At 41.9% G+C, this 12,007-nt stretch carries 14 protein-coding genes; 10 read left to right on the forward strand and 4 right to left on the reverse strand.

From position 1 onward, the window contains the following. Positions 1-48: 48 nt before the first annotated feature. Both putP and JNO66_RS08945 read left to right on the forward strand, forming a co-directional pair. Positions 49-1,509, forward strand: coding sequence for a sodium/proline symporter PutP (putP, locus tag JNO66_RS08940; RefSeq protein WP_273753233.1), 1,461 nt, complete (start codon positions 49-51; stop codon positions 1,507-1,509). 353 nt (positions 1,510-1,862) lie between these two features. Continuing rightward, on the forward strand, positions 1,863-3,086 hold the full coding sequence (locus JNO66_RS08945; RefSeq protein WP_203087906.1) for a PucR family transcriptional regulator: 1,224 nt from the start codon (positions 1,863-1,865) through the stop codon (positions 3,084-3,086). Here JNO66_RS08945 and JNO66_RS08950 read toward each other — a convergent pair. Beyond that, entirely contained in the window at positions 3,081-3,695 is a 615-nt protein-coding gene (locus JNO66_RS08950; RefSeq protein ID WP_203087907.1) for a GNAT family N-acetyltransferase, read from the reverse strand. The two genes, JNO66_RS08945 and JNO66_RS08950, sit on opposite strands and share 6 nt — an antisense overlap. 128 nt (positions 3,696-3,823) lie before the next feature. Here JNO66_RS08950 and JNO66_RS08955 point away from each other — a divergent pair, with 128 nt between their 5' ends. Next, on the forward strand, positions 3,824-4,201 hold the full coding sequence (locus JNO66_RS08955) for a DUF423 domain-containing protein (RefSeq protein ID WP_203087908.1): 378 nt from the start codon (positions 3,824-3,826) through the stop codon (positions 4,199-4,201). A 51-nt stretch (positions 4,202-4,252) separates the two neighbouring features. Here the strand turns inward: JNO66_RS08955 and gerQ are convergent, their stop codons facing one another. Then, entirely contained in the window at positions 4,253-4,726 is a 474-nt protein-coding gene (gene gerQ / locus JNO66_RS08960; protein WP_203087909.1) for a spore coat protein GerQ, read from the reverse strand. A gap of 20 nt (positions 4,727-4,746) precedes the next feature. After that, positions 4,747-5,178, reverse strand: coding sequence for a cell wall hydrolase (locus JNO66_RS08965; protein ID WP_203087910.1), 432 nt, complete (start codon positions 5,176-5,178; stop codon positions 4,747-4,749). Positions 5,179-5,347: 169 nt separating this feature from the next. Between JNO66_RS08965 and JNO66_RS08970 the strand changes: the two genes are divergently transcribed. The 7 genes from JNO66_RS08970 to yidC all read left to right on the forward strand — a co-directional run bounded on the left by JNO66_RS08970 (position 5,348) and on the right by yidC (position 10,703). Then, positions 5,348-6,097 (forward strand): hypothetical protein, encoded by a 750-nt coding sequence (locus JNO66_RS08970; RefSeq protein ID WP_203087911.1) that lies wholly within the window; start codon positions 5,348-5,350, stop codon positions 6,095-6,097. A 21-nt stretch (positions 6,098-6,118) separates the two neighbouring features. Then, positions 6,119-6,496 carry a GntR family transcriptional regulator gene (locus JNO66_RS08975; RefSeq protein ID WP_203087912.1) on the forward strand — a complete coding sequence of 126 codons (378 nt, stop codon included), beginning with the start codon at positions 6,119-6,121 and terminating at the stop codon, positions 6,494-6,496. Between the two features lie 11 nt (positions 6,497-6,507). Beyond that, positions 6,508-7,386, forward strand: coding sequence for an ATP-binding cassette domain-containing protein (locus tag JNO66_RS08980; protein ID WP_203087913.1), 879 nt, complete (start codon positions 6,508-6,510; stop codon positions 7,384-7,386). Next, positions 7,383-8,282, forward strand: coding sequence for an ABC transporter ATP-binding protein (locus tag JNO66_RS08985; protein WP_203087914.1), 900 nt, complete (start codon positions 7,383-7,385; stop codon positions 8,280-8,282). The genes JNO66_RS08980 and JNO66_RS08985 overlap by 4 nt, the downstream gene beginning before the upstream one ends. Next, on the forward strand, positions 8,275-9,525 hold the full coding sequence (locus JNO66_RS08990) for an ABC transporter permease (RefSeq protein ID WP_203087915.1): 1,251 nt from the start codon (positions 8,275-8,277) through the stop codon (positions 9,523-9,525). The genes JNO66_RS08985 and JNO66_RS08990 overlap by 8 nt, the downstream gene beginning before the upstream one ends. 84 nt (positions 9,526-9,609) lie before the next feature. Then, entirely contained in the window at positions 9,610-9,879 is a 270-nt protein-coding gene (locus JNO66_RS08995; RefSeq protein WP_203087916.1) for a hypothetical protein, read from the forward strand. A 38-nt stretch (positions 9,880-9,917) separates the two neighbouring features. After that, entirely contained in the window at positions 9,918-10,703 is a 786-nt protein-coding gene (gene yidC, locus JNO66_RS09000) for a membrane protein insertase YidC (protein ID WP_246483218.1), read from the forward strand. Positions 10,704-11,198: 495 nt separating this feature from the next. On the opposite strand, the gene hemQ is transcribed toward yidC, so the two are convergent. Beyond that, positions 11,199-11,948 (reverse strand): hydrogen peroxide-dependent heme synthase, encoded by a 750-nt coding sequence (hemQ, locus tag JNO66_RS09005; RefSeq protein WP_203087917.1) that lies wholly within the window; start codon positions 11,946-11,948, stop codon positions 11,199-11,201. Positions 11,949-12,007 lie beyond the last annotated feature (59 nt).

Consider the following 12,007-nt stretch of genomic DNA (forward strand, 5'->3'; position numbering starts at 1 on the left):
CTCGTTCTTTTGGTATACTAATTGAGATTGTTTAACTGGAGGGATTATGTGAGTTCATATTTAATAGGTTCAATTATTGTATACATGATGGCAATGATCCTGATTGGTTATTATGCGTACAAACGTACAACGTCTCATTCAGATTACATGCTTGGTGGCAGAGGACTAACGCCTGGTGTTGCAGCACTTAGTGCAGGAGCATCAGATATGAGTGGTTGGCTTTTAATGGGGTTACCTGGAGCTATTTTTGATCAAGGATTTCGTGCATCTTGGATTGCAATTGGTTTAACACTTGGAGCCTATATCAACTGGTTGTATGTGGCACCACGATTACGAACATTTACAGAAGTAGCGAACAACTCGATCACCATACCAGGGTATTTTGAAAATCGATTTGGAGATCGGACGAGAGTGCTTCGAATCTTTTCAAGTCTTGTAATCTTACTCTTTTTTGTCTTTTATATTGCCTCGGGAATGGTTGCTGGTGGCGTTATTTTTAACGAGATTTTAGGCTTTAGCTATTCAACCGGCGTCCTTGTATTAGTTGGCGTGACACTGATCTATACGTTGATTGGTGGATTTTTAGCGGCCAGTTGGACTGATGTCGTGCAAGGGATCATTATGATGACAGCACTCATTCTAGTACCGATTGTCACACTTATTACCATCGGGGGACCTAATGAGGTGGTAAGTGAAGTGCGTACCATTGACCCTAGTATGCTTAATCTATTTACCGGCGCAAGCGCATTGGGCATTATTTCCTTTCTGGGGTGGGGGTTAGGCTATTTTGGCCAGCCACATATTATTGTGCGATTTATGGCCTTAACGTCTTCAAAAGGAGCCAAAAAGGCAAGACATATTGGGATGAGTTGGATGATTATTTCCTTGCTGGGAGCGGTGTTTACTGGACTCATTGGATTGGCTTATTATAGCCAGCAAGGGATGACGATTGCTGACTCAGAGACGATATTTATTCAGCTTGGAACGATTTTATTCCATCCCATTATTACAGGGTTCATCTTATCTGCGTTACTTGCAGCGGTTATGAGTACGATTTCTTCGCAACTGCTTGTGACGTCAAGCTCACTCACGGATGATTTGTACAAAACATTCTTTAAACGCTCAGCTTCTGAAAAGGAGTTAGTCTTTGTTGGTCGTTTATCTGTTTTTATTGTGACGGGTTTCTCTTTAAGTATTGCTTGGGTTCAGCCAGAATCTATATTGGAAATGGTCGGCTATGCGTGGGCAGGATTTGGAGCATCATTCGGCCCGGTTGTTCTGCTAAGCTTGTTCTGGCGTAGAATGAATACGTGGGGGGCACTTACTGGAATGATTTCAGGAGCGATTACCGTTGTTCTTTGGAAGGAATTTGGTTTAGGTGAGGTACTATATGAGATTATCCCTGGATTTGCTGTCAGTGTACTGATGATTTATGTAGTAAGCTTACTAACAGCATCACCGACGCCAAAGGTTTTAGAGCAATTTGATGAAGTGAAACGATTATCATAATAGGGAAAAAGATTTGGAACATAACTAAAAATAAACGCAAAAATAGCGGATGATTGAACGAGCAAATCATTCGCTATTTTTTTGCAAAACGAGCGTAAGGAGAACCCGACACTCCTACGGGATAGTACGTGGTGAAGACACTGTAGCAACGATACCCGCAAAAGGGGCTGAGGCCGTAACGCGCGGGTGGGAGGGATTCTCCTGGAGCGGATTTGTGGATAGGTTCGTGTTTTCGTAAGTGATATTATGTCATGTCCCACTCTTTTTTTATATAGAGGAGCGCTTTCATCCTCTATACAATAGGAATCAATCAAAGTATGATTAGGGTAAACATGGTGTAGGGGGATCGTGGGATGGACAAGTCTCTAAGTCAGCTTGAAACATTATCTGAAATGAGCGAGATTATTGATTTTACAAGCAAAGAATTAAAGCGACCAATTGTTCTTGAAAGCTCTGACTTTTCATTAGCTGCCTATCATTCCTATCATATCAATCAATTTGACCTCGCCAACCAACAGACGATCTTCTCGAAAAAATGTCCGCAGCATATTTATGATACGTTCCTTGCAAGAGGGATTATTGAGAAGCTTCAGGAAAACGAAGATCGTTTTACAGTGGGACCAATTGATGAGATTGGGTTAAATACGAGAATTGTGAAGACCATTCGTTACCAACATGAAATTCAAGGCTACATTTGGCTCCAAGAATACCAGAATCCATTAACAGAATCCGAGTTTGCTTTCTTTGAAGGGGCAGTAGAGCATCTGGCAAAAACCATGCACGAGAATCAGGTAATTAAGCTCTCTAAAAGTAAATCGGTGGATGATGTCTATCAAGCAGCCTTAAGCGGGAAGATCACATCCAAGCGAACACTACAGGAACGGGCCTATAAAGAGGGAATTCCGTACACAAGACTACAGGTTGTTACGGTATTTGTTCAAGAAGATGGAGCTCCGTTATCAAAAAGAGTGGAAGCCCTAAGAAAGCTCGCATTGCCGAATAGCTATGTTTTAAGCTTCAACGGACATGTCATTATCTTAACGGGGGAGCAACCAACACCTTTTTCAATCATCAGTATGTTAAATGCCCTGAAACAAGAAATGTCAGATGAGGCATATTCAAATATGTGGATGGGAATTAGTAGGTCCTGCTTAAATGTAAGTGAATTAGCACGAGGATATAACGAAGCCCTAGAAGTGACGAAGGTAGCAGACCTACTAGGAGAGCAGCCGGTGGATCGTCGCGAATTCTCACAGCTAGGAATGCTTCGATACATTGATGTATTGGCTGGTGTCCAGGAGGATTCAAATTATCGAAATCCCGATTTGGTGATTCTTGAACATAAAGATTCAACCAGTCAAACCGAATTTATTAAAACCATAGAACTCTATTTATTAAATAACTGTCGAGTTAAGTCAACGTCGGAGCAGTTATTCATTCATCCAAATACATTATCGTATCGCTTAAAGCAAATCCAAGAGCTGACAGCTATTCGATTTGATCAGTTTAATTTAAACTGTCAGCTCTTAATTGACATTATGGTCATGAAAAAAAGACGTAGAGATCAAAGCTTATGAAGGATTCCACTCCACTAAAACCGCATAATGATGCGACTCGTCGTCTTCTACATAGTTTGGCAGAACGGAGATAGGACGTAGCCCTTGCTTTAACATAAACGTGAGTACTAAATCGGTGCGTTCACCCAAAACAACGGCTTGAACATATTCTTCAACCGAAAGAGCGTGGGCACATTGATGAAAATCAGGTATGCGACACGCCGCAATAAATCGTTTAAGGCCCAGTTTACGAACGGTGTGCTTACGTGCCTCGTAAAGAGCCTGAGCTACACCTTTTCCGCGCATTGTGGGTCTCACGCATAAGTCGATGCCATATAGAGAGTCTCCATTCGGGTCATGACTCTTTCGTATGTAACCTGAATCAGATACCTCATCCCACGTATGGGGTTTGCTGTCAAAGGTGATGATAAGCGAAGTAGCTGATCCAGCAGGAACACCATCTACTTCTGCAAGCAGTCCTCCTTCTGGAAAGGTATCCACATGGCTTTGAATGTGATCCTTCTGCCACCATAGCTCCTCTGGAAAAGGAGGAGGGAAGGCTTCTTGTTGAATGGTTAATAACGCTGGATAATCAGCGGCTGTATAAGGTCGTACCATGACATTTTTCATATGTATGCGAACACCTCCATTCTTTTATACTAATAGAAATGAGGATTCAATGACAGTTTGAAGGAATGAAAAGTTTGCGTTAAAAGATGTGGTACTCTTAAAGGAAAGACAAGAGAGGACGATTATAGATGGTTAAGTTATTTTTACTCATAGGAAGCATTGTAATGGCGCTTGGAGTTGGGATCGGAGCGTTTGGTGCCCACGGACTTGAGCCGAGAATTTCAGAAAGAATGCTAAAAAATTATCAGACAGGAGTTCAATATCATATGATCCACGGCTTAGGGATCATCGTCGTTGCTCTAGTAGGAATGAAAATGACGTCTTCTGCTCTTTTAACTGGAGCTGGTTGGGCATTTCTAATTGGGATCATTTTCTTCTCAGGCAGTCTCTACGTGATGGCACTCACTGGCATTACAAAGCTTGGAGCGATTACACCGATTGGAGGCCTGGCGTTCATTATAGGTTGGATTTTAATTGGTACGTTTGCCGTACGTACTCTTTCCTAAATAAAAATAGCGAACCTTCCACATTGATGGAACGTTCGCTATTTTTCTGTATTACCGAGGGGAATACGTTCCGATATCAGAGCTCTGTTGCCCATATGGATACGCATACGTAATCGGTTCATCAAAGGTCACCCAATCTAAATTAACCATAAGAAGAAGATAGCTCTCTCCGGTTTCTGGGTTACTGACAATAATGTGATCTCGACCAGCTTCCTCTAGGCGTCCTCGAAACACGCGTGCATTCCACTCATCATTGTTCTCAAACGTCTGATGAACAACGACATTTTTTCCCCGATTTAATCGAAGGATATTTTCAATAAATGATTGTTCAATTGGAAGCGATGCTCCGCCCTCTGCTGGTGTAGCGCCTGCTTGAGCTTGTTGGGCAAAACCTGGTGTTTGGTAGTTCTGTGCCGAGAAATACGGCTCAGGACCCTGTTGTCCTTGCTGGCCCTGTTGAGGCTGTTGACGATAATACCCCTGATCATAATAGCCATTCTGATAGTTCCATGGTTGTTGATACATACAGATGCCTCCTTAAGTAATTAGTAAGTTGAATAGACTTCTGAGCATTCAGCCTGAGTAGGGATAAAAAAGCAATGTGACTTATACCTTCCCGAGTTCACCTGACCATACCATGTTGCTGGACAATCACCTGCGGGTTTGAAAAACCACAGAGCATTATCAGCTGGATAAAACCGTTCTCCATTAATTAACCGCTTAGCCAAACGTTTGTCTCGTTCCCGAGCTCTTTGATAAAAGTAACTCTTTTGAACCGCCTCAAAACCACCAGGAGACTGGTAGGCAACCTGGGGGATGGTATTGACGTTGGCAAAGTCTAAGCAACCCACTCGTGCCCGATTCACCATTACATTACCTGCCATCAACATCCCCTGTTCGCCTTCACCCTCAGCCTCTGCTCTCATCAAACGAGCCAGCACATCAATATCACTTGAAGATGCCTTAATAACAGCCATCTCACACCTCCGTATGACTTTAAATCAACATCCCTCTAACTGTATGAATCAAAAGAAGAAAATATGAATTGTAAAAAAATAAAAAATACCCTTGCACATTTTATGTGCACACTGTTATAGTGTATATAAAGATATACACACTATAACACTAAATATTAGGAGGATGGCTATGTCGGAGAGGCAGCAGGTTTGGAAGTTGATGATGTTTGAGTTGAAAAGTATAAAAGCGCTCAATATCTTGAATTTTATATTGTTTACGACTGTCACATTTGTATTTTTTTCAATGTTTATCTTCTCAGGAGAATTTGATTTTATAAACGGAAATCGTCCATTAGCTCTTGCAATTGATTTTATATTTTTAGGCTATTCCGCTTCTATTGTTATGTACACACGATCAAAAGCGTTTAAGATGCAAACTCTTAAAGGTGGGTTGTACGCTGCGCCACTTATGGTCGTACTACGAACGATGCCATTTAGTGAAAAAGCAATCTTGAAATCGAGGATCTATCTTTATCTTTTAATATCTATTTTAGTGAGTACCGGTCACATGTTAATTATTTATTTTTCAACGCCTGTATTAAGTGAATGGATTTCGTTAGAACAGTTTCCCCTGTGGCTTATCATTTGGAATATGGTCACGATATCGATTGGGGTATTAATGCCGATGAGCGAACCTGGTGCAACGTATACGGTGAAATATATAGTTGTGTTTTGCTTCATTTTTTACGCTTTCTTCTTAGCACTACTAATTGCTTTAGTTAGATTCAGTGGAAACGGAATCTTTGGTTGGCTCATTTATTTTTCTAGTGAGCATTTGATTCCAACTTTGATTGTTTCCATTGTACTAGGAGTAGGTTCAACAATTGTTACGTATTACTACATGAATCACTTCATGAAAAAGGTAGATTATCATGTATAGATTTAGAAGGGAGGTCACTAGATGAAGCTTCCCATTCATTTAGATGAATCGAGTCGTTCGCCCATTTACTATCAGATTGAAGAACAGTTAAAGGCATTGATTGTTTCTGGACACCTAGAGCAGGGAGCGAGTCTTCCGTCGATCCGAGCATTATCTAAGGATTTGGCCTGCAGCGTGATTACAACAAAACGTGCCTATCATAATCTTGAGGAGAAGGGACTGATCCGAACCTTGCAAGGAAAAGGAACCTTTGTAGCAGAAGTAGATACCGGCGCAAAACAATCGGCAAAAGAGGAAACGGTGGCTAAAGGATTCAAACAAGCCATTCAAACGGGCAGACAGCATAACTACTCAGATAAGGAACTTGTGAATTTGTTTACGAATCTTTTAAAAGAATAGGGGTGCCACATATGAAACCATTAACACTGACTCACGTAAAGAAAAGCATTGATCAACAGTCCGTCATTAATGTTGAAGAGATGTCACTCGATCCAGGATGTATCCATGCACTAGTGGGGGATAATGGCTCCGGTAAGACAACGTTGCTTCACTTGATCTCAGGTTACATTCACATGGATTCAGGCAAGATTGTTCGGTTTGGTGAGAATTCGAATAAGGAAGAATGGAAGCAAAAGCTCTCCTATATGCCTCAGGAAATGCAAGCCCACTCTTTCTTTTCTTTAAAGGATTTAGCAGATCTAGAACAGCTTGCTTATAAGGGGTGGGATCACGAGCTCTTTAACCGGCTAGTTCACGAGTTCGACCTTCCCTTAAAGAAGAAGCTTGATAAACTCTCTGTCGGTATGCGAAAAAAAGCGATGACCGCATTAGCGTTATCCAGGCCATCAAAGCTACTAGTCATGGATGAACCACTTGCTGGTGTGGATATTAGCGGGCAGGAGCAATTAAAGAGAGAGTGGATCTCGTATCTGGAGGAGGATGAAGAGCGGACGATTTTGTTTTCGACTCATACGCCAAGTGAGATTGGGGAGATGGCAGACTACATTCACATACTGAAAAAAGGAGAGCTTGAGGGTCCATTTGAAAAGGATTCACTTAGTGAACAGTATGCCTACATTTGGGTTGAACACGCACCAGGACTTTCAAGCGTTCCAGGAGTGAAGCGAGTGCAAACCACAGGAAATACCTCCATGCTCCTAACAGAAGATCGATTTGTAACGGAAGAAGCATTAACAGCAGCGCGTTATGAAATTCAACAGATTCAAGCTCTTAACATCACTGAGATATTAAGAGTAAAACTAGAAGGAAATGAAGGAGTGAGCGTATGACTTTATCCATTGATCACGTGTCAAAGCAGTTCGGTCAGCATCAAGCGGTGAGAGACATTTCGATTCATGTACCTAAAGGAGAGATCTTTGGGATGCTAGGTGCTAATGGAGCGGGGAAAACAACAACGTTCCGTATGATCCTTGGCCTCCTTGACCCATCTGACGGAAAAATTACGTGGGATGGTCAAAAGATTGATTATAGCCGCACAAGTTTAGTTGGATATTTGCCCGAAGAAAGAGGACTTTATCCGAAGCTGACAGTAAAGGAACAGCTCCTTTACTTAGGACGATTAAAAGGCATGAAAAAGCCCGAAATCTTAAAAGCAACCAAACAATGGTTGGAGAGTTTTAAGGTGCCTGAATATGAAAACAAAAAGATTGAAGAGCTTTCAAAAGGAAACCAGCAAAAAATCCAATTTATTGCGGCGATCCTGCACAATCCAGAGTTGGTTATTCTAGATGAACCATTTAGTGGATTGGATCCTTTGAATGTTGATCTTTTGAAAAAAGCAGTCATTAATCTGAAAGAAGCAGGTTCAACCATTATCTTTTCGAGTCACCGAATGGAGCATGTGGAGGAGTTATGTGAGCATCTCTGTATCATGCACAAAGGGAAACCTGTTGTTCATGGGAAGCTGAAAGAAATCAAACAAGATTTTGGGAAGAAAAATGTACTGATTCGTGCCGACTATGCACTTGATTTCTTGCGGGAACAACCAGGTGTCACGAAATTTGAAGCCTTCCCAAATGGAGCACGCATTCAAGTAGATGGTATGGAGACAGCAAAATCATTGTTTAACCAAATCACACAAAAAGGATTTGTGGAACGCTTTGAAGTAGAAGAACCGAGCTTGCACGACATATTCGTCGAGAAAGTAGGGACCTCATATGAATAATTTTTGGACAGTCACAATGCATACGTTCTCAAACCGTTTAAAGACAAAAGCGTTTATGATTACGACCTTAATTACAATTATTGTTATCGCAGGCTTCTTAAATGTTGATCGAATCTTTGACGCTTTTTCTGGTGATGGGGATGGTGCAGAATCCATTGCGGTTATAGGGGATCAAGAGGAATTTACAGAAATCGTGACACAAGAGTTATCTGCTCAAGAATTCGAAGCGACAAATGAATCAACGCAACAGGGAGAGCCAAGCGAGGTTCTTGAAGAAACTGAATCAGATTACGTACTTAGCTTACAAACGGATGAGTCCGGGCAATTATCAGCCTTACTATATGCCAATGATGTGTCAGCTAGTGTGGCAAGTGAAGTAGAAACAACGGTTCAACGTGTGAAAGAATCGGTGGCAACACTAGAGCTGGGTCTTGATGAGTCGGAGTTGGCAGCCATTTATGCTCCAATTTCTTTTGATACAGAATCTGCAGAGGCTTCTCTAACTCCTGAACGTTCAGAGGAAGAAACGTTTCAAGCGCAGACGATCGTGTATGTACTCCTGTTCGTTATTTATATAGCTGTCATTGTGTATGGAACGATGATTGCGACGGAGGTAGCTACGGAAAAATCCTCGCGTGTCATGGAGATTCTTGTATCGAGTGTTCATCCAATCGTGCAGATGTTTGGAAAGATTGTAGGGATAGGGTTAACTGCCTTGCTTCAACTTGTTGTACTTTTAATCGGTGTAGGACTAGGTCTATTAATTAGAGGGTCAACGGAAGGCAGCTTTATATCGGAACTTCTTGGATCTTCAATTCCTTATGACTTAGTGGGATACGCGCTCATTTTCTTAGTTCTTGGCTTCCTGTTGTATGGGAGTATTGCAGCGATGCTTGGTTCTTTAGTAAGCCGCGTAGAAGATGTGAACACATTGATTCAACCACTTATTTATATGGTGATGATTGCATTTTTTATTGCAATCTTTGGTTTAAACAACCCAGAATCAATGTTGGTTACGGTCACTTCATGGATTCCATTCTTTTCACCGATTATTATGTTCCTGCGCCTTGGATTATTAGCCATTCCTTTATGGGAAGTCATTCTTTCCTTTGGGGTCATGATTGTCTCGATCATTGTCTTTAGCTTATTTGCCGCAAATGTTTACAAAGGTGGCGTCATTATGTATGGTAGCAATTCATTATTCAAAGGAATCAAAGCTGCGTTATCGCTTTCAAAAAAATAGCCTAAAGGTAAAAAAGCATTTTGAGAACGTAGGACAAGTGTGGTACGATGAGACTATTGCATAAAGGGTAGGAGGTGAACAGGTGTGATTGAATTACTTTTAGAGATGATGATGATTGGTGCGATCTTATTAATTGGATTATATATGCTGGCAGCATTTGCTAGAATTAATCTTGCATTCAGTCATCACAAAATTAGATCGAATCAACTGAAAGAACGACTCGTAACAATTTATAGCTCTAGAATCGATCCACCTGTTTGTCCTATGTCGGTCACCTATCGTCCGAAGATACCGTCGATTTATGATCAATATGCCTCTGATGATGAAGCTCCATCCTTTGTGGTAGCAGCTTAATATCAATTGCGTATAACCAACAAGGAGGAATTTTCATTTTGAAGAAGTCACATATTATCATGTTAACAATGGTCTTATTAATGGTTGTTTTGTCTGCGTGTTCACCAATGGAGCAAGCACCTATAACATCTGAAACAGAAGGATTTTGGAGCCACTTTTTCGTATATCCAATGTCTTGGCTCATTACAACGGTAGCCGTATTTTTTAATAACAATTATGGCCTGTCTATTATCATAACAACGATTTTGATCCGTTGTGTATTACTACCGCTTGTATTAAAGCAACAAAAGAGTACACGTAAAATGCAATTGCTACGTCCAGAGATGCAAGAAATTCAAGAAAGAATGAAAAAGAAAAAGGGAGATCCAAAAGCACAACAAGAAGTACAAAGAGAAATGATGGGCTTGTATCAAAAGCATGGGGTAAATCCTTTAGCTGGATGTTTGCCGATCCTTGTGCAATTCCCAATCATCATGGCGTTCTACTTTGCGATTATTCGTACTGAAGAAATCAGAGCACATGAATTCCTATGGTTTAACCTAGGACAACCTGACTACGTGTTACCTGTTATTGCGGCAATCACGACCTTCTTCCAGTTTAAAATGTCGATGAGCCAAATGCAGCAAATGCCAACTGTAGAAGGTATGCCAAACCCAATGAACATCTTACTTTACGTAATGCCTGTTATGATCATCATTGCCGGTGTAACCCTACCATCAGCCCTTTCCCTATATTGGGTAATCGGAAACGTCTTTATGATCATTCAAACATACTTTGTAGTCATTCGCCCGAACGCGAAGCTGGCAGAGTTAGAGACGAAATAAGGTTGAAGACCACTGAGAGAAATCTCGGTGGTCTTTTTTGTTTGGAAGGGAAGAGGAGGTCGCGCAAGGTCGAAGCGAAGTCGAGCAGAAAGGGAGGAGGTCGCGCACGGACGGAGCAAAGTCGAGCAGAAAGGGAGGAGTTCGCGCACGGACGGAGCAAAGTCGAGCAGAAAGGGAGGAGGTCGCGCACGGACGGAGCGAAGTCGCGCAAAAAGAGGAAAGGTCGAGCAAGGTCGAAGCGAAGTCGAGCAGAAAGGGAGGAGGTCGCGCACGGACGGAGCAAAGTCGAGCAGAAAGGGAGAAGGTCGCGCATGATCGGAGCAAAGTCGAGCAGAAAGGGAGGAGGTCGCGCACGGACGGAGCAAAGTCGAGCAAAAAGGAAGGGAGTCGCGCACAAGCCATGCAAGGTCGCGCCAAAAGACTCTACTCCCGCACACCCATCCCAAATAAAAAAGCGAGCCCCATGGCTCGCTTTTTTATTTCTATCCCTAATCCTTATACATAAAGATACTTTGACAGCTGATCTTTCTTTAGTAAAGAACCCACGTAGAACGATCCAAACTCTCCGTAGCGCGCCGATACTTCGTCGAAACGCATCTCATACACAAGCTTCTTAAATTGCAGGACATCTTCAGCAAATAGCGTAACGCCCCATTCCCAATCGTCGAAACCAACGGATCCAGAGATGATTTGTTTTACTTTTCCGGCATAGCCACGGCCAATCATTCCATGACTGCGCATTAGGGAGCGACGCTCGTCCATATCTAGCATGTACCAATTATCATTGCCTTCGCGGCGTTTATCCATTGGATAGAAACACACGTAAGGGGCATCAGTTAATGTAGGGTACAATCTTGAGCGCACGTGAGGATTTTGATATGGATCCTCATCACTGTCGCCGGCAAGGTAGTTACTAAGCTCAACAACCGACACGTAGGAATATGACGGAAGTGTATACTCAGCAAATCTTGTTTTATTAAAGGCGTTTTCAAGTTCGTTTAGTTCTTTCATGGTTGGACGCATAAGCATAATCATCAGGTCAGCTTTTTGACCAAGGATGGAGTACACCGTATGTGTTCCAGATTCTGACGAGATGGCTTCTTCCCAATTAGAAAGGAGTGTCTGTAGTTCACTTATAATTTGTTCACGTTCTTCGCTTGGTACTTGCTTCCATGAAGTCCAGTCTATTCTTCGGAAATCATGTAGTACATACCAACCATCCAATGTTTTTGCTGCTTCATTCATTTTGCTTACCTCCTAAGTCCAATCACAAACTAATCCTTCTTTACATTATCATACTTCCA

The sequence above is a fragment of the Alkalicoccobacillus gibsonii genome, from assembly GCF_016798245.1.
GTDB lineage: Bacteria > Bacillota > Bacilli > Bacillales > Bacillaceae_D > Alkalicoccobacillus > Alkalicoccobacillus gibsonii.

Bases quoted from the DNA above. Each gene is read 5' to 3' on its own strand.
- JNO66_RS08945 (WP_203087906.1), top strand. From the start codon at position 1,863: ATGGACAAGTCTCTAAGTCAGCTTGAAACATTATCTGAAATGAGCGAG.
- JNO66_RS08950 (WP_203087907.1), bottom strand. From the start codon at position 3,695: ATGAAAAATGTCATGGTACGACCTTATACAGCCGCTGATTATCCAGCG.
- JNO66_RS08955 (WP_203087908.1), top strand. From the start codon at position 3,824: ATGGTTAAGTTATTTTTACTCATAGGAAGCATTGTAATGGCGCTTGGA.
- gerQ (WP_203087909.1), bottom strand. From the start codon at position 4,726: ATGTATCAACAACCATGGAACTATCAGAATGGCTATTATGATCAGGGG.
- JNO66_RS08965 (WP_203087910.1), bottom strand. From the start codon at position 5,178: ATGGCTGTTATTAAGGCATCTTCAAGTGATATTGATGTGCTGGCTCGT.
- JNO66_RS08970 (WP_203087911.1), top strand. From the start codon at position 5,348: ATGTCGGAGAGGCAGCAGGTTTGGAAGTTGATGATGTTTGAGTTGAAA.
- JNO66_RS08975 (WP_203087912.1), top strand. From the start codon at position 6,119: ATGAAGCTTCCCATTCATTTAGATGAATCGAGTCGTTCGCCCATTTAC.
- JNO66_RS08980 (WP_203087913.1), top strand. From the start codon at position 6,508: ATGAAACCATTAACACTGACTCACGTAAAGAAAAGCATTGATCAACAG.
- JNO66_RS08985 (WP_203087914.1), top strand. From the start codon at position 7,383: ATGACTTTATCCATTGATCACGTGTCAAAGCAGTTCGGTCAGCATCAA.
- JNO66_RS08990 (WP_203087915.1), top strand. From the start codon at position 8,275: ATGAATAATTTTTGGACAGTCACAATGCATACGTTCTCAAACCGTTTA.
- hemQ (WP_203087917.1), bottom strand. From the start codon at position 11,948: ATGAATGAAGCAGCAAAAACATTGGATGGTTGGTATGTACTACATGAT.